We start from the raw sequence: 24,851 nt of genomic DNA, 5'->3' as shown, positions 1-24,851 counted from the left end.
GAGTGATACGGATGAAAAAGAGAGACATGGCCTTATTTGGAATGACTTATTTGATGTTCCTGTTCTTATTAAATGGGTGTGCGCCAGCGATGAGAGCAGAGGCCGCAGACGAAAGTGTGGAGTGGAAAACCGTAGTATCCATCAAAGATCAGGAGGTTCCGTTATCTAAAAAACCTCCTCTCACTAATTTGAGAATTCCCCAGGCCTCTGGTACTGTGATCTATAAAAATAACGATGTATTAATAGATGCTTCCAATACCAATCAGGGCTATGTCATGATAAAATATACAGGCGATTCCAAATTGATTCGCATTCAGGTGATCAAAGAGGGAGGGGAAACCTATAATTATATACTCAATAATCGATCTTCCTATGAGATATTTCCTTTAACGGAACACAGTGGAACCTACACCGTCAGGGTGTTAGAACAGGTGCGTGGAAATCAGTATGGATTAAAGGTCAGCCAATCACTGAATGTAACATTAGGCAATGAATTTGAACCATTTTTATATCCCAACAAATATGTGAATTTTTCACCGGATAGTAGAGTCGTAAAAAAGGGAGCAGAACTGGCATCACAGGCATCCGATCCAGTTGGAATTGTCACCAATATTTATAATTACGTGGTAACCAATATTACTTACGACGATGCTTTGGCAAGTTCTGTTCAGACAGATTACATCCCAGACTTGGATCGTACGCTTACGGAACAAAAAGGCATCTGCTTTGATTATGCTGCTGTCATGACAGCGATGCTCAGATCCCAGAATATACCGACTAAACTTGTGGTAGGATACACTGGGAGTGTGTATCATGCCTGGGTAAGTATATATTTAGATGGACAGGGCTGGGTGGATAATATCATATATTTTGACGGCAATGTTTGGAAATTGATGGATCCGACCTATGCATCTTCTGGTGGAAATGATCCAAAAGTCAAGGAATATATTAGCAACAGTTCCAATTACAAAGCAAAATTTACATATTAGTGACTCTTTATTGAAAAGGAGGCGTAAATGATGGCGAAGGAAAGGAAAACCCATTATTCTGCAAACGAACTCTCAGCTTTTTGCCTTCAGATATCGATTCTGCTTCATGCAGCGATACCGCTAGAAGAAGGACTGGCTGTTATGGCAGAGGATGCAGTCTGGAAAGAAGAAAAAGAAGTCCTTTTGAGAATGGCAGAGGAAACAGAAGAAGGGCTTTTGTTTTCTGATGTGCTAACACACACAGGCGTTTATCCGTCTTATGTGACCCATATGGCAAAGCTTGGGGAGCAAACAGGAAGCTTGGATGAGATCATGGAAGCTCTTTCTAGGTATTATGAAAAGGAGCATTTTCTTAAGAAAAACATTAAACAGGCGATCACCTATCCGACGATGATGATATTTATGCTTCTCGTGATCTTGCTGGTGCTTTTTACAAAGGTTATGCCGATATTTGAAGATGTATACGAACAACTGGGGGCTGAGATGTCGCCGGTTTCTCTTGTTGCTACCAGACTAGGTGGGATCTTTAGCGGCATTTCTATTGTGGTGTTTCTGGTCTTATTTAGTGTCACATTATTTTTATATGGAATGGGCAGAAAAGGGAAACGGTTTCTTTGGATCGAGTCATTGACTGACTGGATCAAAAGAAGAAGTAAGATAGCGAAAACTGTGGCGAACCGCCGTTTTGTATCCGTTCTTTCTTTGACGTTAAAAAGTGGTCTTCCTTTGGAAAAGGGGATGGAGCTGGCCAGTGGTCTGGTGGAAAACCAATTGGTAGAGGGGAAAATTAGGACGTGTGCAGAAGAAATCGAACAGGGGCTAGACTATTACACAGCTATGAAACGAACCGGACTCTTTAAGGGTGTTTATGTACAGATGATCAAGGTGGGTACAAGAACTGGCCGTCTTGATATGGTTATGGAGGAAATCGCTAAAAGTCTGGAAGAAGAAACGGATGCAGCTGTGGATCGAAGAATTCGTAGGTTTGAACCAACGATAGTTGCAGTTATGGCAGTTGCGGTTGGTATGATTTTGCTATCTGTTATGCTGCCACTTATGGGGGTTTTATCGGCCATCGGTTAGGAGGAAATATATGAGAAGCAGTTTTCTATCTCTTACGGTATTTGCAGTAACAATCATTCTTTTTGGCTGGGGGTTGATGGTATTTTCTAAAACGACTGGGCAAAAAGGGGAAGAGACATTGCATCATGCCATTCGAAGAGCATCGGTTCAATGTTATGCAATCGAAGGGAGATATCCGCCGAATGTAGAATACTTAGAAGCAAATTATGGGATTCGGATTAACCGGGACCGATATGATGTGTTTTATAGTGGTTTTGCTTCTAATTTTATGCCGGATATCACGGTGAACCAGAAACAATAACGAGGTGATGTATGAAGAGTAGAGAGGACCAGACAAATCAGGCGACTCATATTTTGTTTCCACTTCTTTTACTTCTGGTTTTTGTTTTATCAGCGCTATTTCTTGTATTAATTGGAGCGAAGGTTTATGAAAACATCAATGCCAGAACAGAACGATCCTACCAAAAGGATGTAGCTTTGAGCTATCTTGCAAATAAAATCAGACAAGGAGACGAGGCTGGAAGTGTAAGACTTAAGGAATCAGATGGGGTCTTGGTGGTAGAGATGGAACAGAAAATCAATGATTCGATCTATGTAACGTGGATTTATTATCAGGATGGAAGTCTATACGAATTGTTTTCAGAAAAAGGCAGTGGGATTTCCCTTTTTGAGGGAACCGAGATATTAAAGTGCAATCAAATAACAATGGAATCAAAAAAAGGTTTGCTGCATATTAGGTCTGCGGGAGACACGGGTGGGGAACTTTGGCTGTCATTGAGAAGCGGAGGGGGATTCCATGAATAGAAACCAGCATTTCGGTGTGTTTTTGATGGAGATGGCTGTTGTTGTCCTGTTTTTCATTCTGTGCGCAGCGGTCTGCATCCAAACATTCGTAAAAGCGGAAGTTTTGAGCCGTCAAGCGGTACAGTTAAACCAAAGTGTTCTGATTGCCGAAAGCACGGCTGAAGTATGGAAACAGGGTGGAGGCAATCGCCTCCTGGAACTTTTTAAAGCAGAATCGGAACCAGACCATAACGGATATACCAGCTTCTTTGATAAAAATGGAAGTACCTGTGTGAAGGAAATGGCGGTGTATGTTGCCTACACAAACATGGTATCTTCTTCCCAGGCAGAAATTACGGTAAAAAAAGATGAGAAAACGTTGTATTCATTTACCGTATACCGGCATGAAAAGGAGGGGGGTTGATGACGAAACAGGTGAGAAGACAAAACGCCAGTATGGGCAGCCCAACCTTAATTTTGATTTTTATTATCTTGTGTCTGGTAACCTTTGGATTGCTTTCTCTTTTTACAGCTAAAAGCGAGTGGGATTTGGCAAAGAAAAACGCTGCAGCCGTGAAAGAATATTATCGTGCAGACGGACTTGGAGAAAAATTCTATAAAGAGGTATTGGGAAAAGAACGGGAAATCAGAGAAAAAGGAATGGATTTGGACACCCGTAAGAAGTGGTTGACAGAGGGATTTGGAACATTTTATGACCCAAAAACCGATACCGTTACTGCGAAAATTGATATGAAACAGTCTCAGGCACTTATCATCGGATTGCAATTAAATAAAGGCCGTGATCCTATGATTGATATTTACAGGTGGGAAGTAATACAGACAGAGGATTATGAGATCGATCAATCCATGCCTGTGTGGTCTGGGGAAAAGCAAACAGCAGGAGAGTAGAGAATGAAGGTAGTGGATTTGTTAAGCGCTGCCGTGGCACAGAAGGCATCGGATATCTTTCTAGTTCCCGGTATGCCATTTTCTTATAAAATTGGAAGTAGGATTGTATATCAAAATGAAGAGAAACTGTTTCCAGATCAGATGGAGGCATTCATTGCGGAATTGTATGAATTAGCAGATAATAGAAGTATGAAAAAGATAAAAGAACACGGAGATGATGATTTTTCATTTGCCATCGGAGGCGTTTCTAGATTTCGAGCGAGTGTGTTTCGTCAGAGAGGATCACTGGCTGCGGTGATCCGGGTGGTGACGTTTGATTTGCCAGATAATAAAGAACTTCACATTCCATCGAATGTAATGGATATTGCGAAAATGACCAAAGGTTTTGTTTTGGTGACTGGGCCTGCAGGAAGTGGGAAGACAACGACTCTTGCCTGTGTAATCGATAAAATAAATAATACTCGAAATGCCCATGTAATTACTCTGGAAGATCCTCTGGAATACCTACACCGTCACAAACAGAGTGTGGTCACGCAAAGAGAGATCACAACAGATACAGAGAGCTATGTGACTGGTTTAAGGGCAGCGCTTCGTCAGGCACCTGATGTGATTTTAGTCGGAGAGATGCGTGATTATGAGACCATTAAAATTGCGATGACGGCTGCGGAAACGGGTCATCTTGTAATATCTAGCCTTCATACGGTTGGGGCGGCGAATACCATAGACCGCATCATAGACAGTTTTCCTCCAAATCAACAGCAGCAGATCCGAATGCAGTTATCCATGGTGGTACAGGCAGTTATTTCCCAGCAGTTGATTCCAACCATAGATGGCGGAGTGTATCCGGCTTTCGAAATTATGTTTTTTAACAATGCGATCCGAAATATGATTCGTGAATCTAAAACCCACCAGATTGATACGGTGATTGCAACTGGACAAGCAGAGGGAATGAGATCCATGGACGCCGATCTTCTTCGTCTGTATAAGGAAGGCAGGATTACGGAAGAGAATGCAGTGGTCTATAGCAGCAATAGTGAATTAATGTCAAAAAAAATCAAACGGATCTTATAAAGTAACGTATAGTATGTATTCTAATCTGCAACACTATTTATATTACAGATGGGAGAGTGATAGGATATGAGAACAGATAAAAGAAAAGTTGTGATTGTTGGAACTGGAATGGTTGGAATGAGTTATGCTTATTCGATGCTGAATCAGGCAGTATGTGATGAACTTGTTTTAATAGATGTGAATAAGAAAAAAGCGGTGGGAGAAGCGATGGATTTAAACCATGGACTCGCATTTTCCACGTCTCATATGAAAATTTATGCCGGTGATTATAGAGACTGTTCAGATGCAGACATTGTAGCACTTTGTGCAGGAGTAGCTCAGAAACAGGGCGAAACCAGACTTGATCTGTTAAAACGAAATGCAGCAGTGTTTGAATCCATTATCCGTCCAGTCACCGAATCTGGTTTCAATGGGATTTTTTTGGTAGCTACCAATCCGGTGGATATTATGACCAGAATAACGTATTCTTTGTCTGGTTTTAATCCAAAACGTGTGTTGGGAAGCGGAACGGCACTTGATACTGCACGACTTCGATACCTTCTTGGTAAATATGTGGGAGTAGATCCCAGAAACGTACATGCTTACGTGATGGGAGAACATGGAGACAGTGAATTTGTACCTTGGAGCCAGGCCCTGATTGCCACAAAGTCCATTCTGTCTCTGTGTGGAAATGGTAAAGGAGAAGAGGATATAATCTGCCAGGATGAGTTAAAGAAACTAGAGGAAGAGGTTCGTGGAGCGGCATATCAGATTATCGAAGCCAAGCAGGCAACTTACTATGGAATCGGAATGGCACTTACAAGAATTACAAGAGCAATTTTAGGGGATGAGAGCAGTGTTTTTACAGTATCTGCTATGCTAAGAGGAGAATACAATCAGGCAGAAGTATATGCAGGAGTTCCCTGTATCATTAATAAGAATGGAATTCAGAGAATTCTGCAGCTATCTTTGACGGAAGATGAGATGAAACAGCTTCAAAAATCCTGTGATATGCTGCGAGAAAGTTTTGATGGAGTCTTGTAAAAGGTTTTACTGGGAAGAACAGGGATCTGTTTTTTCCAGTGTTTTTCTCTAAAAAAAAGAGAAAGTTGTGGATAAATATTCGGTAATTTTGCTATTTTTGTATTTTATAAAAAAATAAAAATAATATTGACAAACAGATATTCCCATGCTATGATATACGAGGTTCGAGAGAGGAACCAAAATGCTGATGTGGCACAGATGGTAGCGCACCTCATTGGTAGTGAGGAGGTCACGGGTCCGATTCCCGTCATCAGCTCTGTAACAAACGGGAAGTCTTAGTTAAAGGCTTCCCGTTTTTTGCATATAAAAAGGGACAAATAGGAGGTTATCTATATGGGAAAAAGAAACAGGAAGCAAAAAAGCACCTGGTCTATTTTTTTCCGGCCCATTAAAATCATTCTCTTTCTATTTTTGACTATTATGGTTTTAGGGTGCCTGGTGGCTGGTACCGTATTTTTGAAATATCAAAAAGAGATCATTGCCTGCAAAGAAAAGGCAGATACGATCATAAGCAACACGAAAAAAACGGATTTCTCCCAACCATCCGATACTAGAATTTATGATTCGGAAGGGAATCTGATTGGGAGTATTAATTCTGGGCATTACGAATACGTAACGATTTCTGAGATAAGTAAAAATCTTCAGAATGCCTACATATCACAGGAAGACAGGCGGTTCTACAAACATCATGGAATTGACTATAAGGGATTGTTGCGGGCTGGCGTGGTTTTCATAAAAAACAAAGGAGTTGCAACTCAGGGGGGAAGTACCATTACCCAACAGGTGATTAAAAACACGTATTTAACTCAAGAACGAACGGTTCAGAGAAAATTATCCGAGTTTTTTACCGCCCCTAGAATTGAGAAAATATATTCCAAAGATGAAATCATGGAATTCTATTGTAATACTAATTTTTATGCAAATCGATGTTATGGAGTTTCAGAGGCAAGTCGCTTTTACTTTAATAAAGAAGCAAAAGATTTAACGGTATGGGAGGCCGCGACTTTAGCTGGAATCAGCAATAACCCTTCCAAATACGATCCGGTGGCTCATCCAGAAACATCCAAACAAAAACGAGATCAGATCATCAATAGTATGGCAATATGCAAAGTCATAACAGAAGAAGAGCGTGATTATGCAAAAAGCCAGCCATTGACGGTTGAGAAAATATATGAAGGCAGTTCAAAAGAGAATTATCAGACAAGCTATGCCATTCACTGCGCTGCAGTGGAACTGATGAAAAATGATGGATTTGCTTTTCAGTATCTGTTTCATAACAAAGCTTCTTATGATGATTACAGACAACAGTATCAGGAACAGTATCAGGCGAAAAGTGATTTAATTCGAAATGGTGGATTTGAGATACATACTAGTTTGGATTCGACCATACAAGTAAAGCTGCAGGATCAGATCGACCAAAAGTTAAAAAAGTTTAAAGATCTTCAAGAGAATGGAAAATATGCACTTCAAGGTGCTGCTGTGTGCGTGGATAACCGAACCGGTTATGTGGTGGCAATTGTAGGAGGCAGAGGGACAGACGATGAGTTTAATCGGGGCTTTTTAAGCAAGCGTCAGCCAGGATCAACGATAAAGCCGCTCATAGACTACGCTCCTGCATTTGAAACTGGATTTTATTATCCTTCCAGACTGGTCAATGATCATCTCTTTGACAAGGGACCGAAAAATAGTGGAAGAAAATATTATGGAGAAGTATCGACCAGAGAAGCATTAAACCGTAGTTTAAATACGGTGTCCTGGCAGATACTTTCTGATATTGGTGTGGACCAGGGAATGGAATATCTTAAAAAAATGCATTTTGTGGGAATGAGCTATTTGGATAATGGAAACAGCAGTATGAGCATCGGCGGATTCACAGAGGGAGCAAGAGTTGTGGATATGGCAAAGGGCTATTCTACACTTGCCAATAAGGGGATGTACAGCAACAAAACCTGCATTACCAGCATTGTAAGTCAGTATGACGGGGAAGTTTATCTCCCCTACCAGGCAGACGAGCGGGTTTTCACAGAAGATACGGCATACATGATCACGGATATTTTAAAGGGAACGCTGGAAAAACCTTTCGGCACCGGTTACGGGCTTGCTCTTAGTATCCCAGCGACTGGAAAGACGGGAACAACAAACAGCAGTAAAGACAACTGGTTTTGCGGATATACAAAATTTTATACCACTTCTGTCTGGATGGGATACGATACTCCTAAGGCAATGCCAGGAGTCTATGGCAAGACTTATTCCGGTAAAATTTGGCACGATTTTATGATGGATGTTAACAAAGGACTTCCAGCAGAAGATTGGGATATGCCTTCCACTGTTTCGTTCTGGAATGTAGATTCCAGAGGAGAAAAAACCAATCTCGAGACAGGGGCAAAAGATCTGTTTTCTTCTGTAACAGAAGCAGCGGCAAGGGCGAATACCTCCAAGTGGAATGAAGCAGAGGCACGAAAAAAACAGGAAGCAGAGGCACAGAATATACTTAAAGCATCCCAGGAGGCATTGCAGCAAGTAGAACAGGCGGCGGTTTCTTTGCAGACGTTAATTCGTGAGTTTCAGTCCATGGATCATCGGGACCGTACCACTGATGAAAAGATCAGTCAGGCTAGAAGTCTATTGGAACAGCTAAATGGGACCGAATACTATGATAGCTTAAGTAAACAGCTTGATGATTCTGTGACAAGAGTTTATTCTCTGCCAAGACAAGAGGATTCGCATGAATTACCTCAGGAGATTGGACCGGGAGTCCATCGGGAGACGGTTACACCGATCAATCAGGGAACCAATAACAGCATTGATGAACCTGGTTCAAATGTAAGTCCAGGAGGTGCTGATAATATTGGACCTGGAGATCAAGAATAAATAGGGGTTGATTTTTTGAAAAACAGCTGTTATCCTTAATTCAGAAAAGAAAGAAAGTAAGAAAGAAAGGGAGTGAACCAGAGTGGAAGGTCGAAGTCAGAAGATGGAAGCAGATCATTATCATAAGCGTAGAATAGTGGGAGCAGAATCCTATCATGATAGCCTGCTCTGGTTTAACTGCCGTTAGGTAGCGGGTTCTCTACGTTTGTGATAGCCATTGATTGCGTTTTACAGCAATCATGGCTATTTTCTATGGCCGGAATTTGGTACCATACCGGTTGACTGATTCTGTTTCCATATAAACCGCGGCATAAGTAAGGTTCATATGGAGGAGACATAATATGCAGGATATTAAAATGGATGGACTGATGGAATTATTAGAAAGCCGTCAGCACCGAAAATTAATGGAAGAATTAGCTGCTTTTAATGAGATGGATATTGCGGCATTTATTGAAACACTGGACTCAGAAAAGACCGTATTGTTGTTTCGTATGCTTCCCAAAGAAATGGCAAGTGATGTATTTGCTTGTCTGGAAGTGGAAAAAAAACAACACATTATCAACAGTATTACCGACCATGAACTTGGGAATATTGTAGAAGATCTCTATGTCGATGATGCGGTGGATATGTTAGAAGAACTGCCGGCCATTGTTGTAAAAAGAGTACTGCAAAATGCAGGCTCCGACACCAGAAAACTTATCAATCAATTTTTGAATTATCCGGAATACAGTGCAGGCAGTATTATGACAGCGGAATATGTGGGTCTTAAAAAGGATATGACCGTGGATCAGGCATTTTCCTATATCAGGAAGCATGGTGTGGACAAAGAAACCATTTATACTTGTTATGTCATGGATTCCAAAAGAAGATTAGATGGTGTGGTAACCGTTCGGGATTTACTAATGAATCCTTATGAAAAAACCATTGGTGATATTATGGATAAGAATGTCATCAAAGCAGTCACAACCGAGGATCAGGAGGAAGTAGCTGATCGGTTTCAAAAGTATGATTTACTTAGCCTGCCAGTCGTCGATCATGAGGATCGTCTAGTAGGGATCGTAACCGTTGATGATGTGGTGGATGTAATGGAACAGGAGGCTACAGAAGATTTTGAGAAGATGGCTGCCACGCATCCCAGTGAAAAGCCATATTTAAAAACCAGTGTATTTCAACTAGCCAAAAACAGGATTGTATGGTTATTGGTACTTATGTTGAGCAGTATGATTACAGGAGGGATTCTGGCTAATTACGAAGCTGCATTTGCAGTGATCCCTCTTCTTGTCACATTTATTCCTATGCTCACGGATACTGGTGGCAATGCGGGAAGTCAGAGCAGTACCATGATTATTCGTGGAATGGCAGTGGGAGAGATTAAAACAAACGATGTGTTTCGGGTTGTTTTCAAAGAACTAAAAGTAGCGTTAATCGTCGGTGTTATTCTGGGCTTGGTAAATTATATTCGTCTGATTCTTCTCTACCCAGGGCAGGAGATGCTTTGTCTGACGGTTGTGATCAGTCTTCTCATAACAGTTGTTCTTGCAAAAACCATAGGAGCTTTGCTTCCAATTGTAGCAAAAGTAATTCATATGGATCCTGCAATCATGGCAGCGCCACTCATTACAACGATTGTGGATGCGGTGAGCTTGATTCTTTATTTTCAACTTGCTTGTCGACTGCTGGGATTATAAAGTGTAGGAATTTGTTTGAAATCATTGTTTTTTAGTATGGTTCGTTATATAATGGAATGTATTCGTAACATCACGAAAAAAGATATAGGAGTGTGTTCATCATGAATAAAATTAGAACCAGATATGCACCCAGTCCTACCGGTCGTATGCACGTAGGAAATTTAAGAACTGCATTATATGCTTACCTGATAGCCAAGCATGAAGGGGGAGATTTTCTTCTCCGAATTGAAGATACGGACCAGGAACGGTTTGTAGAAGGCGCTGTTGAGATTATTAATAGAACGTTAGAAGAGACCGGATTGGTCCATGACGAAGGCCCGGATAAAGATGGTGGGGTTGGTCCCTATGTCCAAAGCGAACGTCATGCATCTGGAATCTATTTGGAATATGCAAAGAAATTGATTGAGCGAGGAGAAGCATATTACTGTTTCTGTGATCAAGATCGGCTTAATACTTTAAAGAAAACGGTTGATGGTCAGGAAATCATGGTTTATGACAAGCATTGTCTGTCCCTTTCAAAAGAGGAAGTGGAGGCCAATCTTTTGGAAGGAAAGCCATACGTTATCCGCCAGAATAATCCCAAGGATGGAACCACTACTTTTCACGATGATATTTATGGTGATATTACTGTAGATAATTCAGAACTTGATGATATGGTTCTTATTAAATCAGACGGATATCCCACGTATAATTTTGCTAACGTTGTGGATGACCATATGATGGGGATTACTCACGTAGTCAGAGGGAATGAGTACCTGTCATCCTCACCGAAGTATAATCGCCTTTATGAAGCATTTGGCTGGGAAGTACCGGTTTATGTGCACTGTCCATTGATCACAAACGAAGAGCATAAAAAGCTAAGTAAAAGAAGCGGACATGCTTCTTATGAGGACCTGATCGAACAGGGATTTATTTCAGAAGCGGTTGTTAACTATGTAGCTTTGCTTGGCTGGTCCCCTGTTGGGAATCAGGAGATATTTCTTTTGGACGATTTGATCCGGGAATTTGATTACCACAATTTAAGCAAATCACCGGCTGTATTTGATGTAGCAAAGTTAAAATGGATGAACAGCGAATACATGAAAGCTATGGATTTTGACCGTTTTTATGAGTTGGCAGAACCCTATTTAAAAGCGGTAATTAAAAAAGATATGGATCTTAGAAAGATAGCAGCTATGGTTAAATCAAGAATTGAGATTTTCCCAGATATCGAGAATCATATTGACTTTTTCGAAACACTTCCCGAATATGATTGTTCTTTGTATGCTAATAAAAAGATGAAGACTAGTCCGGAAACCTCTCTTGGTGTATTAATGGAAGTGCTTCCCATTTTAGAGGCTCAGGAAGACTTCAGCAATGATGCCCTTTATGCTACTTTGTCTCAATATGTGAAAGAAAAAGAGTATAAGACAGGATTTGTTATGTGGCCTCTGCGGATTGCAGTTTCTGGAAAGCAGATGACTCCGGCAGGTGCTACGGAGATTATGGAGGTTCTTGGGAAAGAAGAGTCTATAAAAAGGATACAAAAAGGGATTGAACTTTTAAACCAGGTGTCTTGATTGAAGAGAAGAAAAGACAGGGGTTCCGGTTGATACGGAGTCTCTGTTTTTCTTTTGTATGGAGGATAGGATGAATCAACAGGTTACATATGAAGGAGCACAGAAGGTAGCGATTCTACATAACAAAGGTCCGATGCTTGTATTAGCAGGTCCAGGATCTGGCAAGACGTTTACAATCACGCATCGGGTTCGGTATTTAATCCAACAATATGGAGTGAATCCTTCTAATATACTAGTGATTACCTTTACAAAAGCAGCAGCAAGAGAGATGAAAGATCGTTTTTTAAACTTAACGGAGGGGACTTCTGCCACTGTAGGGTTTGGAACGTTTCATGCCATTTTTTTTCGGATCTTAAAATATGCCTATCGCTATGATGCCCGTAATATCATAAGAGAAGAACAAAAGATAGGGTTTGTTAAGGAAGAGATGGTCCGCTTAAATATAGAAGTGGAAGATGAAATGGAATTTGTTACATCGATTTTATCAGAGATTAGTTCTGTGAAGGGTGAAATGATAGATTTGGAACATTACTACTCCAAGAATTGTTCTGAGGAAACCTTCAAACAGCTGTATCAGGGGTACGAAGACCGGTTGAGACATGCCAATCTGATTGATTTTGATGATATGCTGGTTATGTGTTACGATCTGTTTACACAGAGAAAAGACATATTGAATGCATGGCAAAATAAATACAAGTATATTCTGATTGATGAGTTTCAGGATATTAACCGGGTTCAATATGAAATTGTACGGATGTTGGCGGCACCTGAGGATAATCTTTTTATTGTAGGGGATGATGATCAGTCCATATACCGGTTTCGGGGAGCCAAGCCGGAGATCATGCTTGGATTTACAAAAGATTATAAAAATGCCCAAAAAGTTCTGCTTAATATTAATTTTCGCAGTACATTAGAAATCGTAGAAACAGCAGGAAAACTGATTTCCCATAATCAGATGCGCTTCAATAAAAAAATCGTACCTCAGAAGGGATCAGGAAAACCAGTTGTAACAAGGGTTTGGCAGGACCCCCAGGAAGAGACGCTTGAGATCGTTGGAGAGATTATGAATTATCGGAAAGCGGGGTATGATTTAAAGGAGATTGCAGTTCTTTACCGGACCAACCTTATGCCCCGATTATTGATCGAGAAACTTATGGAGTTTAATCTTCCATTCTCTATGAAAGATTCTGTTCCAAACTTATTCCAGCATTGGATTGCGAAGCATATCATAGCCTACATTCGTGTATCCACTGGAGAGTTAACACGATCCAATGTGCTCTCAATCGTGAATCGTCCAAACCGGTATATCAGCCGGGATGCGTTAGAAAGTAATCTTGTTAACTGGGAAGGGGTAAAATCTTTTTACCAAGACAAAAACTGGATGATTGAGAGGATCGAACAGCTGGAGTATGATTTGCGTATGATTCGGAATATGGATCCAGTTGCTGCGGTAAACTATATTAGAAAAGCAACCGGGTATGATGACTATATTCGGGAATATGCCCAGTACAGGAGAATGAAGCCAGAAGAGTTATTTGAGATTCTAGATCAGCTTCAGGAAAGTGCGGCTTCTTTTACTTCTTTTGATCAATGGTTTCATCACATGAAGGAATACGAGGAAGAGTTAAAGGCTCAGGTACAGTCAGGAGAAGGCAAAGGAGAGGGTGTGGCACTGATGACCATGCACAGTTCCAAGGGTTTGGAGTATAAGATTGTCTATTTAATCGATGCAAACGAGGGTGTGACACCTCATCATAAAGCGGTTCTTCCTGCGGATTTAGAGGAAGAGAGACGCATGTTTTATGTTGCAATGACAAGAGCCAAAGAGCGACTTCATGTAAACTACGTCAGAGAACGGTATAGCAAAAAGCAAGAGGTATCCCGTTTTGTGAGAGAATATCTGGGAAGGGAATAAAGGGAAGAAAATTTTATGAAAACCTGTGTGCATATTTACTGTGGAGATGGAAAAGGTAAGACAACAGCGGCAATTGGTTTAGCCGTACGGGCCTTTGGGAGTGGAAAAAAAGTATTGATAACCCGGTTTTTAAAGACGGACCATTCCGGTGAGGTAGCTGCGCTCGCCAATCTTTCTGGAATAACGGTTACCCCTTGTGAACGGAGCTTTGGATTTTTTACCAAGATGAGCGAACAACAAAAAAAAGAGGCGGCAGTCTATTACTCAGATTTGTTACATGGAACATTTTTAAAAGTAAAAGAGGAAAATTACGATATGCTTGTGCTAGATGAGATCATGGCTGTTTGTAATTATGGACTTGTGGATGAAAACATAGTTTTGGAGTTTCTTTCTCACAGACAAGATGGACTTGAAGTAGTGATGACCGGAAGAAATCCCTCCTCGCAACTCATAGAATCTGCCGATTATGTATCGGAGATTAAAAAGATTAAACATCCTTATGATGATGGGATTCAAGCAAGAAAAGGAATTGAATATTAAGAGGAAAATCTCTTGATTTTTCACCATTTGTTTGATAAAGTGGACTCAGGCGTAAACCAAACGCCAGGACAAACAGATTAAGAAAAAGAGAGGTAACAAGATGGCACAGGATCCTAATTTAGAGCACGACGAAATAGAAGGCCAGGAAGAGATGACTGTAACACTGACCCTGGATGACGGATCAGAGTTGGAGTGCGTGGTTCTTACTATTTTTACAGCAGGCGAGAGAGATTATATCGCACTACTTCCTATGGCTGGTCCAGAGGCAGAAGAGGGTGAAGTGTATCTGTATCGTTATTCGGAAAAGGAAGATGGACAGCCGGATCTTGAGAATATTCAAGATGATGCGGAATATGAGATAGTAGCAGATGCTTTTGATCAGATGTTAGACGAAGCAGAATATGATGAGTTAGTAGACGAAGACGAGAAATAGACAAACAAGGAAAGTCGGGGCAGATCCAGATTGGGATCCAGCCCCGGCTTTTGTTGTCTTATTCTACACTTTATCAAAGGCCATCAATGGAGGAAATCCCCATAAACTGCATATCTTTTGGCAGATCGGACAAAAAAGAGAGAGGTGTCTTATCAATGGGATGAAGAAAATCCAACCGGTAAGAGTGCAGGGCCTGACGAGTGATATAATGATAGTCTGGGTGATATAAAAAATCCCCTGGAATTGGGTGGCCGATTGAGGCAAGGTGCACGCGGATCTGATGCGTGCGTCCTGTTTCCAGTTGGATTTCGGCAAGCGAATGGTGGGTTTTAGGATCATAATATAGTGTCTTGTAAAATGTAGAAGCGTTCTCTCCATATAAAGGCTGGACACATCGTTTGATGATAGATCCCTCTGCACGGGCAATGGGGGTATGAATCCATCCTTGCTGCGGCAGCTTCCCACAGACAATTGCAAGGTATCGGCGGTGTATGGCTCTGCGCTTCATCATATCGTATAAAATGCAGGCGCTTAACGAATGCTTGGCTACGATCAAAAGCCCAGTGGTGTCCCGATCTAGGCGATTGATAATCCGGGATGTGAACGCTTCCCCTTTGTTTTTAAAATAATAGGCGAGTCCATTGGCGAGGGTTGTTTTTCGATTCCCTTGGGATGGGTGAACAGGAATACCAGCTTCTTTATAGATCACCATAAGGTGTTCATCTTCATATTCAATGTGAATAGGGACAGGGGTGGGAACAAGAGGGGATTCGTTTGAGTCGTCTTGCAATAAAACCGTTAATTCATCCCCAGGCTTTAAAACATAAGTGGTGAAAACCAGGTTCCCGCTGAGGGTAATCCCGTTTTGTGTTTTTCGAAGCTGGCGGATCAGACTTTGGGAATATCCTTGATCTAAGAGAAGTTGGTGGACGGTTATTGGTTCAGATCCTTTCGGGTTCGTATAAGTCATAGTCATATTTTTCATAAAGTGATTCTATCATGAGGCAAGAAGTTTGACAAGATGAAACGAAGGGGTATAATAAACTTGAAGAAAAGAAAAGTGAGGGTTTAACATGTGGAATCAGAAGATTTATGAAGCAATAGAAAAAGAATTAGAGAAAAACCACATTGAAGAAGATGTGGATGAATTTATGCTTGAATTGGCAGAATGCCTGGAAGAAAGTGAAATCATGGATAAAGAAGTAAGCAAAACGGAAACCTATGGGAAGACACAGGTTATGGTTACGGGTGTCTGTACCCTACAGGAGGAAGAAGTTGATGTTTTAATAAAGCGGATAAAAATTGGGAAAAATGAGTTTGAAATTAACGATTATCTCCTGTAGAGAATAGGGATAAAGAAATGGAGATGGAACGAATATGAAAACATGGATACAGGATTATTCCCCAAAAGAAATTTTTATGGATTTATTCACGGATCTAATTGGAGCCGTCTTATTCAACATAGGAATTTATAATTTTGCAGTGCAAGCACAGTTTGCACCAGTAGGAGTTTCAGGAATCGCGTTGATTCTTAGGCATCTATTCGGGTTCCCTATGGGAATTACCAGTATTGTATTAAACATACCGATTATCCTCATTAGCTATCAATTACTTGGAAAGCGATTTCTGCTACGGTCAATAAAAAGCATGTTGATCTTTGCTTTGGTTCTGGATTACGTGGTTCCTTATTTACCGATCTATCAGGGAAATCCTTTGTATGCCTCCGCCTGTACGGGTATTTTTTCAGGACTGGGACTAGCGATTGTTTATTTAAGAAACTGCTCCACGGGAGGGACGGATTTTCTTGTTATGGCGATCCGGAAGTTAATTCCTCATATTACAATAGGAAAAATCTCTCTTGTAGTAGATGCCATTGTAATTATTGCTGGCGGTTTTGTATTCCGCAATTTGGATTCGGTTATACTTGGACTTGTCTCTTCGATCGTGACGACAATGGTAATTGACAAGATCATATATGGGCTAGGAGCTGGAAAACTTGTGTTTGTAGTCACTTCCCGTGAGATGGATGTGGCATTACGGATTGAAGAGTCAACCAAAAGAGGATGCACATTCTTACAAGGACAAGGTTCCTTTAGCCAGGATCAGAAGAAAGTGGTGATGTGTGCCTGCAATAACAGTCAAGTGATTTCGATCCGAAAGGCGATTCATGAAACGGATCCATCTGCCTTTTTAATTATTACCGACTCCAATGAAGTCTATGGAGAGGGATTTAAATCAATTGGTGGGCAGCAGATCTAAGCTGTCTACCCTCCATTTAAGTGCTTCTCTTTTCCCGAAGCATGATCAACAATCTTATCTTTCTTCAAAAAAATAGCTCTTTGAATACTGTCCGTTCCGAATTTGCTGCGAATTAGGTCCACAGCTTTTTCCATATCTTTTATCTTTTTGGTATGTTCTGTTTCAAATAGGTTCATCTGAGTGAATCCATCTTCTGAAATTTTGGTTGCTCTTACACCGATCAGTCGTAACGGGGTATGATCCCAGAATTCTTGTAACAATCTGCAAGCATTCTCATAAATGACAGAAGTAGAATCTGTTGGATTGTTTTGTGTGGTTTGATGGGACTGACTGTGAAAATCCCAATCTTTTACTTCCACACAGATACAATTACATAGCATGTGGTCAGCTCGTAGACGTGCACCGACTGTCTCACATAAAGAAAGTATAACCTGACATGCGGTTTCAAAATCCCTCACGTCTTTGGATAAAGTGATGCTGTTTCCATATCCTTTATTTCTGGGTTCACGGTTTACAACAGGAGAAATATCTTTTCCCCATGCGTAGTCATGAATTAAAACGGCATATTTTTCTCCTAACAAATGAACCAGATGCCGGACATCGCAGTCGGCTAGTTCTCCGATGGTACGAATGCCAATGCTTCCAAGCTTTTTTTCGGCAGAGTGTCCCACAAAAAACAAATCTCCGATGGGAAGGGGCCACATCTTCGTAGGGATTTCATGGGGGAACAGGGTATGGCAGAGGTCGGGTTTCTTAAAATCAGAGGCCATTTTTGCTAACAGTTTATTTGGGGCAATTCCAACGTTTACCGTAAATCCCAGTTCTTTAAAGACCCGTTTTCGTATCTGATTCGCCACTTCAATGGGTTCTCCAAAAAGATGAATGGTAGTACTCATATCCAGAAAAGCTTCATCTATGCTAAATTTTTCCATATCAGGAGTATAATCAGATAATAGTTGCATCAGATTCCGTGAGTTTTCAATATAAACATCAAAACGTGCAGGAACTACCATTAGATTGGGACATTTATTAAGAGCCTTTATGATGGGCTCTCCAGTTGTTATTCCGTACTTCTTTGCGGAAGTGGATTTTGCCAGAACAATTCCATGTCGGGAGGCTAAATCTCCTCCCACCAAAGAAGATATGGTACGCAGATCAAGCGAGTTAGGATCTTTTTTTAAACGATCTACAGATTCCCAGCTTAAAAATGCGGAGTTTACGTCTATATGAAAAATCAAAGGTTCGTGTAACATGAATCCTCCTCCTTTCTTCCTTTCCTCTATTATATCGAAACTATGTTCGAAAAGTAAAGGGGAATAATTAAAAATTTCAAGGAATAGGATAAATTAAAGTCATACGGGAGGCTTTTTTATGAGGCATGCCGAAGGTCTATTTCTGGCAGTGGCAGGATTTATGATTCTTTTTTCTTCAGGCAAATATGCTATAAGGCTGGCACAAAAAGAGACCGTCAATGAAAAAGTGGCAGTAACAGTGGAAAATCAGAAAAGCGACGCACCGATACCGATAAAAGATGAGTTAAATCTGCATGCTCAGTCCGCAGTTTTAATGGATGCCTTAACTGGGCGGATTTTATATGGAAAAAATGAAGAAGTGGAAAGACCCATGGCAAGTACAACGAAGATTATGACCTGCATTATTGCCTTAGAACAGGGGAAATTGTCAGATGTGGTCACGGCGAGTCAAAATGCAGCAGCTCAGCCCAAAGTTCATTTAGGGGTATACAAAGGGGAGACTTTCCGATTAAAAGACTTACTCTACAGCCTTATGCTAGAATCCCATAACGATGCGGCAATGATGATTGCAGAACATGTGGGGGGCAGTCGAGAAGGATTTGCAAAAATGATGAATGAAAAGGCGAAGCAGATCGGTTGCAGCCATACATATTTTATTACGCCCAATGGCCTGGATGCCCAAGAAGAAAAAGATGGAGAAGTAAAGATTCATTCTACCACTGCAGCAGACCTAGCAAGAATTATGAACTATTGCATCAAGGTTTCTCCCAAAAACGATGAATTCCTAGAAATTACAGGAACTCAAAATTATTCGTTTCAAGATCTGGAAGGAAAGAGGTCTTTTGGCTGCAACAATCACAATGCACTTTTACATTCCATGAATGAAGCATTATCTGGAAAAACAGGATTTACAGGAGGGGCTGGGTATTCCTATGTCGGAGCGGCTCAAAGCGATGGGAGAGTTTATACGCTTGCACTTTTGGGGTGCGGTTGGCCTCCTCATAAAACATATAAATGGTCCGATGCAAGAAAATTGTTTGAGTATGGTATGAAACGATACCATTTTCGAGAGGTATATCAAGATCCCAAACTTCCAGAGATCTTAATCAAAGAAGGCATTCCGGTGAATGGGGACCTGGGAAACCCAGTCTTGTTAGCTGCGGATATTGGAGAAATTGAGGACAAAAGTCTGAAGCTCTTGCTGGCGGATGAGGAATCGGTTAACATACAAATGGAAGTTCCAAAAGAACTAGAAGCCCCTGTAAAAAAGGGTCAGACGGTGGGACGGGTGGTTTATCGGCTCAATGGCACCATTATAAAATCCTATCCGGTTTATTTAAAAAGTGGTGCAAAGCGGATCACATCCATCTGGTGTATGAAACATGTTATATTAAAATATCTTGACATGTCAGGACAACATAATAATCAGAAAGAAGTATCCGCATTTCATTAGAAATTAAAAAAAGCAGCAATAAAATTACTTTTTGTTGCTTTTTTTGCGTTCTATTTAAGCATTTAATATGAGACAATCTCCATCTTCCAAAGTTGTCTGACCGTCAGGGATAAGGGAAGTTCCCTTTCGCTGGATTAAAAAGATTAAGGTATCTTTGGGGAGTGTTAGTTCACTTACTTGTTTCTTTTTCCAGGGATGATAGGGACCGATCTGGACTTCCCTTAATTTCAGACTGGTCTTATCGGTATATTCGGTGCCGTTTAATATTATGGTATCTCCTGATTGTAAGGTAGTATCTCCCCCAGGGATTAGAGTTTTTTTGTCCCGTATTATCATGACCGCCATCATACCGTCTGGTATGATAATCTCTTTTAAAGACTGATTGACCCAGGGATGATCTTCTGGGAGATGGATCTTTGTTAAGTGGACGGCTGGATCTTCGCTGTAATCGTTAAAGGTTTTAAATATATTTTCGGTTTGACCGATCATATTCAGCTTTAAAGCAACAAAAGGAAGAAACGTTCCTTGAAGGGCGACTGAGAGTAGACAGACGCAAAAAACAATGTGGAAGATATCCAGATTGATGCCAGAAGGGCTTAATACAGTCATAATGGCAAAAACGATGGAGGCGGCTCCCCTCAGTCCAGCCCAGGAGATTAATAGCTGCTGTTTAAATGGAACTTTAAACGGATGTAAAATTAAAAATACAGCAGATGGGCGTGCGATGAAGAGCATAAATGCCATGATGCACACAGAAGGAATGATAACCGGAATGATCTTGGTAGGAAAACAGAGAAGACCAAGTAGGAAGAATAAAATAATCTGCATCATACCGGTGATTCCGTCAAAAAAGCGAACCAACTCTATCTTATTGTTGATTTTACTGTTGCCAAGTAAGATACCGGCAATGTAAACACTCAAAAAGCCATTCCCTCCTACGATGCTGGAAGCCCCATAGGTAAAGAGTGCGATCGCCATAGCCAGGATTGGAAGCATTTCACGGGAACGAAAGTGCTTTATACTGAAAAAGTATCTGCCTGCATATCCGGCAATCACTCCGAGTAAAAGACCAAAAAAAAGTTGAGACAAAAAGCGAAGAAGAACGTTAGAGGGGGAGGCAAATCCAGCCATTATACTTAGAATCACGGTTGTCATCATATAAGCGATGGGATCGTTGCTTCCGCTCTCTACTTCCAGTATAGAAGCGGTACCATCCACCAGATTTAGTTTCTTTGCTCTTAATATGGAAAAAACACTTGCGGCATCTGTAGAACCAAGAACGGAACCAATCAGCATGCCCTGGAGTAATGAGGTCTTTAATACAAACATGCAGAAAAAGCCGGTGAGCATCGCAGTTAAGATGACACCGATGGTGGAAAGCAGGATGGCTTTCTTTGCGACCGGTTTTGCTTCTTTCCAGTTGGTACAAAAACCACCGTAAAAAATAATGAATAGTAAGGCAGTGGTACATATATTTTCAGATAGTTGATAGTCTGAAAATTTAATTTGAAAAATTCCATCGATACCAAACATCATTCCAAGCAAAATAAAAAGCAGAAGGGCAGGAACGCCAATCTTATAGGATAAGTTATTTGCAAAAATACATAGTATGCAGACAACTGCAGACACAATTAAAAAAGATTCCATTAATGCCTCCTTATATGTATATACTATATACAGTATAACATAAGTCCCTCGAAACAGGAACACGATAAAATAAATTGTATAAAGTCTTGACCCATGATATAGTAAGTATACTTTTATTGCAGAAAGGAAGTCACAAAAGTATGAGTTTGAAAAAAATCTTACCAATAATTGTAGGGAACACGGTGTATGCCCTGGCAGTTGCGCTTTTTATATTACCAGGAGGTCTAATCACTGGAGGAACCACTGGACTTGCATTAATCGCACATTATCAGTTTGGAGTACCGGTGGCTGTATTTGTTGGTGTGTTTAATATTATCATGTTTGCAGTTGGTGCCTGGATCCTTGGAAAGCCTTTTGCAATTACAACCTTAATCAGTACCTTTTACTATCCCTTTATATTAGGGGTTTTTGAAAACTTATTTGGAAGCGCAGCAATGACGAATGATCGGATGCTGTCAACGGTGTTTTCTGGGCTTTTGATTGGGGCTGGAATCGGACTTGTCATACGTGCAGGTGCTTCCACTGGTGGAATGGATATTCCTCCCCTCGTTCTCAATAAAAAGTGGAACATTCCAGTATCCATGTCCATGTCGGTGTTTGACTGTATGATTTTATTGGGTCAGATGATATTTTCAAATAAAGAACAGATTCTTTATGGAATCTTACTGGTGATGCTGTATACCATGGTTCTTGATAAAGTGCTGGTTATTGGCCGAAATCAGATGCAGGTAAAGATCATCAGTGAAAAATATGAACAAATCAACTATGCCATCCAAAAACAAATGGACCGGGGAACAACCCTTTTGTCAAGTGAAGGTGGATATTTACGAAAATCTTCCTATACAGTTCTTACTGTAGTATCGGGCAGACAGCTTTCAAAGATCAATGAACTGGTTATGGGGATTGATCCAAATGCCTTTCTTGTGATCAATCAGGTCAATGAGGTTCGTGGAAGAGGATTTACGCTCCATAAAGAGTATAAATAATTAATATCGTGGGAAGATAATCTTACAGATTGATAACTAAGGTTTACGGTTTTAGAAACTCTATTGACTTACAATCCTGGCTGGTGCTATACTGTGCCCGTTGAGAAAATGGACGCAGGGAGGAACAGGAAAATGCTAAGAAAAATATATTCTTCAATCATACTTGCATTTTTTTTAATGGTTGTCTTGTTGGCAGGTTGTGCAGGAAAAGAAAAACCAAAGGCAACGAAGGAGATGAATAAAACAGAATTGAGATCTGCGGCCAATCCAAGAGAAGAGGCAATATCTGAAGTGAGTACAGAGGAAGAAACCGTTATAGAAACGGAGCAAAAAGATGAAAAATTGGAAGCATTTGCAGAAATAGTTCAAGAAGCGGTTTCTGATCGGAATTTAGAAGCACTCTCTGATCTTTTGTCTTATCCATGTAAATTGGTAACAGTAGATCAAGAAATCATATCGTTGAAAAACAAGGAAGATCTGATAAAACAAAATCCAGATTTGGTTTTTGGTGATGATTTGATGATTGCAATCGCGAATGTTGATACCGCAACTTTAAAGCATTCTGGGAACGGAGTGGTATTGGGAGAGGATTCATCCTACCTTATTTTCCATAAAATGGAAGCTGGTGATTATGGGATCAAAGAAATCAGAGAATAACCATGTGCAATGTGTATATAAATGCTCGACAAGAATATACAATATGACGGAAAAAAATACAAAAAATGATAAAGTGCTAATTAATGTTCGGAGTAAAAGACCATGGATTGTAAGAAATTCATAGTTTTTTGCTCTTTTTTTAACAAAAAGAACTTGAAATAAATTAGGATTAATTATACAATTATAATTGGCAGAAATTGGTGTTATTATATAGTCTTTTTCATTATTTTATTTATACGACTATACAAATATTACAAAATGGAGGATTGCAAAATGAGTAATTCAACACAAACATCGGCAAGTGATCGAATCATTACTTTGCTTGATGAGAACAGTTTTGTTGAAGTCGGCAGTTATATAACTGCAAGAAATACGAATTTCAACATGACAGCAAGGGAAACTCCTGCTGACGGTGTTGTTACCGGATACGGTACCATCGGAGGCTGCCTTGTGTATGTGTACAGCCAGGACTCATCCGTGATGGGTGGGGCTGTAGGAGAAATGCACGCGAAGAAGATCACAAAACTTTACACCATGGCTATGAAAACAGGAGCACCCGTGATCGGACTCATCGATTGTGCAGGTTTAAGGCTTCAAGAAGCAACCGATGCTTTGAATGGTTTTGGTGAAATTTATATGAGCCAGACCTTAGCATCTGGAATTATTCCACAGATTACAGCTATTTTTGGGACATGTGGAGGCGGTATGGCAGTTGCTGCAGCGTTGTCAGATTTTACGTTTATGGAAAGTAAATCAGCAAAACTGTTTGTCAATTCACCAAATGCAATACAGAATAACTACACAGAAAAATTAAATACTGCATCTGCAGATTTTCAGAGCAAAGAAGCAGGAATGGTTGATGGAGTAGGAGAGGAAGAGGGAATTCTTAACGATATCAGAACTCTTATTTCTGTTCTACCAGCCAACAATGAAGATGACATGTCGTATGACGAGTGTAAGGATGACCTTAACCGTATCTGTTCCGATCTGGCTAATTATGTGGGGGATACGGCTATCGCATTGACTCAGATATCGGATGATCAGTTCTTTATGGAGACCAAAAAGGAGTATGCCTCCTCTATGGTAACCGGATTTATCCGTTTGAATGGTTCCACCGTGGGTTGTGTAGCCAATCGAACAGAATCTTATGATGAAAGTGGTTTAAAGACAGCTTCTTATGATGCTTTATTAAGCGCAGAAGGATGTAGCAAAGCTGCTGAATTTGTACAGTTTTGTGATGCCTTTGACATTCCCGTTCTTACCTTAGTGAATGTAAAAGGATACGAAGCAACCGAGCGTTCCGAGAAAATGATCGCAAAAGCAGCCGCTTCTCTTACGTATGCATATGCGAATGCAACCGTGCCTAAAGTTACGGTAATCATTGGTGAGGCATTTGGTAGTGCGTATCTTTCCATGAACAGCAAATCCATTGGTGCAGATGTGGTCTATGCATGGCCAGAAGCTTCTGTTGGTATGATGGATCCTGTGGAGGCGGCTAAAATTATGTATGCGTCTGAAATTGCAGAAGCAGAAGATGGAAAAGCATTGCTAGATGAGAAAACAGAAAGTTATAAGAGCCTTCAATCCAGTGCTGTTTCTGCAGCAAAGAGGGGATATGTTGATGACATCATTGATGCCAGCGAGACTAGATCACGAGTTATTGCTGCATTTGAAATGTTGTTCACAAAAAGAGAGGATCGTCCGGCAAAAAAACATGGCACGATTTAGAATG

General features: G+C 40.6%; 23 protein-coding genes and 1 tRNA gene. 21 read left to right on the top strand and 3 right to left on the bottom strand.

From position 1 onward, the window contains the following. The first annotated feature begins 11 nt into the window (after positions 1-11). The 15 genes from EFT72_RS14190 (at position 12) to EFT72_RS14120 (ending at position 14,864) form a co-directional block, all read left to right on the top strand. Positions 12-989 carry a transglutaminase-like domain-containing protein gene (locus EFT72_RS14190; RefSeq protein ID WP_124067579.1) on the top strand — a complete coding sequence of 326 codons (978 nt, stop codon included), beginning with the start codon at positions 12-14 and terminating at the stop codon, positions 987-989. 27 nt (positions 990-1,016) lie between these two features. Continuing rightward, positions 1,017-2,072 carry a type II secretion system F family protein gene (locus tag EFT72_RS14185; protein ID WP_347561887.1) on the top strand — a complete coding sequence of 352 codons (1,056 nt, stop codon included), beginning with the start codon at positions 1,017-1,019 and terminating at the stop codon, positions 2,070-2,072. Positions 2,073-2,082: 10 nt separating this feature from the next. Further along, positions 2,083-2,373 (top strand): hypothetical protein, encoded by a 291-nt coding sequence (locus EFT72_RS14180; protein ID WP_124067578.1) that lies wholly within the window; start codon positions 2,083-2,085, stop codon positions 2,371-2,373. 11 nt (positions 2,374-2,384) lie between these two features. Next, positions 2,385-2,876: a DUF4860 domain-containing protein gene (locus EFT72_RS14175; protein WP_124067577.1), complete on the top strand. Its 492-nt coding sequence runs from the start codon at positions 2,385-2,387 to the stop codon at positions 2,874-2,876. Beyond that, positions 2,869-3,279, top strand: coding sequence for a hypothetical protein (locus tag EFT72_RS14170; protein ID WP_124067576.1), 411 nt, complete (start codon positions 2,869-2,871; stop codon positions 3,277-3,279). Before EFT72_RS14175 ends, EFT72_RS14170 begins: the two co-directional genes overlap by 8 nt. After that, positions 3,279-3,764 carry a short-chain dehydrogenase gene (locus EFT72_RS14165; RefSeq protein ID WP_124067575.1) on the top strand — a complete coding sequence of 162 codons (486 nt, stop codon included), beginning with the start codon at positions 3,279-3,281 and terminating at the stop codon, positions 3,762-3,764. The genes EFT72_RS14170 and EFT72_RS14165 overlap by 1 nt, the downstream gene beginning before the upstream one ends. A gap of 3 nt (positions 3,765-3,767) precedes the next feature. Then, positions 3,768-4,835 (top strand): PilT/PilU family type 4a pilus ATPase, encoded by a 1,068-nt coding sequence (locus tag EFT72_RS14160; RefSeq protein WP_124067574.1) that lies wholly within the window; start codon positions 3,768-3,770, stop codon positions 4,833-4,835. Positions 4,836-4,901: 66 nt separating this feature from the next. Next, the gene (locus EFT72_RS14155; protein WP_124067573.1) at positions 4,902-5,858 is read left to right on the top strand and encodes an L-lactate dehydrogenase; all 957 of its coding nucleotides are present in this window, start codon (positions 4,902-4,904) and stop codon (positions 5,856-5,858) included. Positions 5,859-6,041: 183 nt separating this feature from the next. After that, positions 6,042-6,114, top strand: a tRNA-Thr gene (locus tag EFT72_RS14150). Between the two features lie 77 nt (positions 6,115-6,191). Next, positions 6,192-8,729 carry a transglycosylase domain-containing protein gene (locus tag EFT72_RS14145; protein ID WP_124067572.1) on the top strand — a complete coding sequence of 846 codons (2,538 nt, stop codon included), beginning with the start codon at positions 6,192-6,194 and terminating at the stop codon, positions 8,727-8,729. A 341-nt stretch (positions 8,730-9,070) separates the two neighbouring features. Then, positions 9,071-10,417 carry a magnesium transporter gene (gene mgtE / locus EFT72_RS14140; RefSeq protein WP_124067571.1) on the top strand — a complete coding sequence of 449 codons (1,347 nt, stop codon included), beginning with the start codon at positions 9,071-9,073 and terminating at the stop codon, positions 10,415-10,417. A gap of 101 nt (positions 10,418-10,518) precedes the next feature. Continuing rightward, positions 10,519-11,976 (top strand): glutamate--tRNA ligase, encoded by a 1,458-nt coding sequence (gltX, locus tag EFT72_RS14135; protein WP_124067570.1) that lies wholly within the window; start codon positions 10,519-10,521, stop codon positions 11,974-11,976. A 70-nt stretch (positions 11,977-12,046) separates the two neighbouring features. Beyond that, the gene (locus EFT72_RS14130) at positions 12,047-13,891 is read left to right on the top strand and encodes an ATP-dependent helicase (protein ID WP_124067569.1); all 1,845 of its coding nucleotides are present in this window, start codon (positions 12,047-12,049) and stop codon (positions 13,889-13,891) included. Positions 13,892-13,906: 15 nt separating this feature from the next. Beyond that, positions 13,907-14,431, top strand: a complete 525-nt coding sequence (locus EFT72_RS14125) for a cob(I)yrinic acid a,c-diamide adenosyltransferase (RefSeq protein ID WP_124067568.1) — start codon at positions 13,907-13,909, stop codon at positions 14,429-14,431. 100 nt (positions 14,432-14,531) lie between these two features. Beyond that, positions 14,532-14,864, top strand: coding sequence for a DUF1292 domain-containing protein (locus tag EFT72_RS14120; RefSeq protein WP_124067567.1), 333 nt, complete (start codon positions 14,532-14,534; stop codon positions 14,862-14,864). Between the two features lie 73 nt (positions 14,865-14,937). Here EFT72_RS14120 and EFT72_RS14115 read toward each other — a convergent pair whose 3' ends face one another. Further along, complete coding sequence (locus EFT72_RS14115; protein ID WP_243110022.1) at positions 14,938-15,849, bottom strand: RluA family pseudouridine synthase; 912 nt, start codon at positions 15,847-15,849, stop codon at positions 14,938-14,940. A gap of 88 nt (positions 15,850-15,937) precedes the next feature. Between EFT72_RS14115 and EFT72_RS14110 the strand changes: the two genes are divergently transcribed. Together EFT72_RS14110 and EFT72_RS14105 are read left to right on the top strand one after the other, a co-directional pair. Further along, positions 15,938-16,207, top strand: a complete 270-nt coding sequence (locus tag EFT72_RS14110; RefSeq protein WP_124067566.1) for a U-box domain-containing protein 56 — start codon at positions 15,938-15,940, stop codon at positions 16,205-16,207. 34 nt (positions 16,208-16,241) lie between these two features. After that, positions 16,242-17,123, top strand: a complete 882-nt coding sequence (locus tag EFT72_RS14105; RefSeq protein ID WP_124067565.1) for a YitT family protein — start codon at positions 16,242-16,244, stop codon at positions 17,121-17,123. Between the two features lie 5 nt (positions 17,124-17,128). Here the strand turns inward: EFT72_RS14105 and EFT72_RS14100 are convergent, their stop codons facing one another. Further along, positions 17,129-18,376, bottom strand: a complete 1,248-nt coding sequence (locus EFT72_RS14100) for a DNA polymerase IV (protein ID WP_124067564.1) — start codon at positions 18,374-18,376, stop codon at positions 17,129-17,131. Between the two features lie 118 nt (positions 18,377-18,494). Here EFT72_RS14100 and EFT72_RS14095 point away from each other — a divergent pair, with 118 nt between their 5' ends. Next, on the top strand, positions 18,495-19,829 hold the full coding sequence (locus EFT72_RS14095) for a D-alanyl-D-alanine carboxypeptidase family protein (RefSeq protein ID WP_124067563.1): 1,335 nt from the start codon (positions 18,495-18,497) through the stop codon (positions 19,827-19,829). A 54-nt stretch (positions 19,830-19,883) separates the two neighbouring features. On the opposite strand, the gene EFT72_RS14090 is transcribed toward EFT72_RS14095, so the two are convergent. Beyond that, positions 19,884-21,476, bottom strand: a complete 1,593-nt coding sequence (locus tag EFT72_RS14090) for a potassium/proton antiporter (RefSeq protein ID WP_124067562.1) — start codon at positions 21,474-21,476, stop codon at positions 19,884-19,886. Between the two features lie 140 nt (positions 21,477-21,616). On the opposite strand from EFT72_RS14090, the gene EFT72_RS14085 reads away from it, so the two are divergent. From EFT72_RS14085 to EFT72_RS14075, 3 genes are all read left to right on the top strand, one after another. Beyond that, a complete protein-coding gene (locus EFT72_RS14085) occupies positions 21,617-22,462 on the top strand; it encodes a YitT family protein (protein ID WP_124067561.1) in 846 nt (281 codons plus the stop codon). Positions 22,463-22,594: 132 nt separating this feature from the next. Next, positions 22,595-23,119, top strand: a complete 525-nt coding sequence (locus EFT72_RS14080; RefSeq protein ID WP_124067560.1) for a hypothetical protein — start codon at positions 22,595-22,597, stop codon at positions 23,117-23,119. A gap of 273 nt (positions 23,120-23,392) precedes the next feature. Further along, positions 23,393-24,847: a carboxyl transferase domain-containing protein gene (locus tag EFT72_RS14075; RefSeq protein ID WP_124067559.1), complete on the top strand. Its 1,455-nt coding sequence runs from the start codon at positions 23,393-23,395 to the stop codon at positions 24,845-24,847. Positions 24,848-24,851 lie beyond the last annotated feature (4 nt).

It is taken from the genome of Clostridium sp. E02, assembly GCF_003833015.1.
GTDB lineage: Bacteria > Bacillota > Clostridia > Lachnospirales > Lachnospiraceae > Lacrimispora.
This window is presented reverse-complemented; position numbering and strand designations above follow the sequence as displayed.

Excerpts from the sequence above, each read along its gene's own strand:
- EFT72_RS14170 (WP_124067576.1), top strand. The coding sequence starts at position 2,869 with ATGAATAGAAACCAGCATTTCGGTGTGTTTTTGATGGAGATGGCTGTT.
- EFT72_RS14175 (WP_124067577.1), top strand. The coding sequence starts at position 2,385 with ATGAAGAGTAGAGAGGACCAGACAAATCAGGCGACTCATATTTTGTTT.
- EFT72_RS14155 (WP_124067573.1), top strand. The coding sequence starts at position 4,902 with ATGAGAACAGATAAAAGAAAAGTTGTGATTGTTGGAACTGGAATGGTT.
- EFT72_RS14105 (WP_124067565.1), top strand. The coding sequence starts at position 16,242 with ATGAAAACATGGATACAGGATTATTCCCCAAAAGAAATTTTTATGGAT.
- EFT72_RS14125 (WP_124067568.1), top strand. The coding sequence starts at position 13,907 with ATGAAAACCTGTGTGCATATTTACTGTGGAGATGGAAAAGGTAAGACA.
- gltX (WP_124067570.1), top strand. The coding sequence starts at position 10,519 with ATGAATAAAATTAGAACCAGATATGCACCCAGTCCTACCGGTCGTATG.
- EFT72_RS14130 (WP_124067569.1), top strand. The coding sequence starts at position 12,047 with ATGAATCAACAGGTTACATATGAAGGAGCACAGAAGGTAGCGATTCTA.
- EFT72_RS14120 (WP_124067567.1), top strand. The coding sequence starts at position 14,532 with ATGGCACAGGATCCTAATTTAGAGCACGACGAAATAGAAGGCCAGGAA.
- EFT72_RS14165 (WP_124067575.1), top strand. The coding sequence starts at position 3,279 with ATGACGAAACAGGTGAGAAGACAAAACGCCAGTATGGGCAGCCCAACC.
- EFT72_RS14190 (WP_124067579.1), top strand. The coding sequence starts at position 12 with ATGAAAAAGAGAGACATGGCCTTATTTGGAATGACTTATTTGATGTTC.
- EFT72_RS14080 (WP_124067560.1), top strand. The coding sequence starts at position 22,595 with ATGCTAAGAAAAATATATTCTTCAATCATACTTGCATTTTTTTTAATG.
- EFT72_RS14160 (WP_124067574.1), top strand. The coding sequence starts at position 3,768 with ATGAAGGTAGTGGATTTGTTAAGCGCTGCCGTGGCACAGAAGGCATCG.
- mgtE (WP_124067571.1), top strand. The coding sequence starts at position 9,071 with ATGCAGGATATTAAAATGGATGGACTGATGGAATTATTAGAAAGCCGT.
- EFT72_RS14145 (WP_124067572.1), top strand. The coding sequence starts at position 6,192 with ATGGGAAAAAGAAACAGGAAGCAAAAAAGCACCTGGTCTATTTTTTTC.
- EFT72_RS14110 (WP_124067566.1), top strand. The coding sequence starts at position 15,938 with ATGTGGAATCAGAAGATTTATGAAGCAATAGAAAAAGAATTAGAGAAA.
- EFT72_RS14085 (WP_124067561.1), top strand. The coding sequence starts at position 21,617 with ATGAGTTTGAAAAAAATCTTACCAATAATTGTAGGGAACACGGTGTAT.
- EFT72_RS14090 (WP_124067562.1), bottom strand. The coding sequence starts at position 21,476 with ATGGAATCTTTTTTAATTGTGTCTGCAGTTGTCTGCATACTATGTATT.
- EFT72_RS14115 (WP_243110022.1), bottom strand. The coding sequence starts at position 15,849 with ATGAAAAATATGACTATGACTTATACGAACCCGAAAGGATCTGAACCA.
- EFT72_RS14180 (WP_124067578.1), top strand. The coding sequence starts at position 2,083 with ATGAGAAGCAGTTTTCTATCTCTTACGGTATTTGCAGTAACAATCATT.
- EFT72_RS14095 (WP_124067563.1), top strand. The coding sequence starts at position 18,495 with ATGAGGCATGCCGAAGGTCTATTTCTGGCAGTGGCAGGATTTATGATT.
- EFT72_RS14075 (WP_124067559.1), top strand. The coding sequence starts at position 23,393 with ATGAGTAATTCAACACAAACATCGGCAAGTGATCGAATCATTACTTTG.
- EFT72_RS14100 (WP_124067564.1), bottom strand. The coding sequence starts at position 18,376 with ATGTTACACGAACCTTTGATTTTTCATATAGACGTAAACTCCGCATTT.
- EFT72_RS14185 (WP_347561887.1), top strand. The coding sequence starts at position 1,017 with ATGATGGCGAAGGAAAGGAAAACCCATTATTCTGCAAACGAACTCTCA.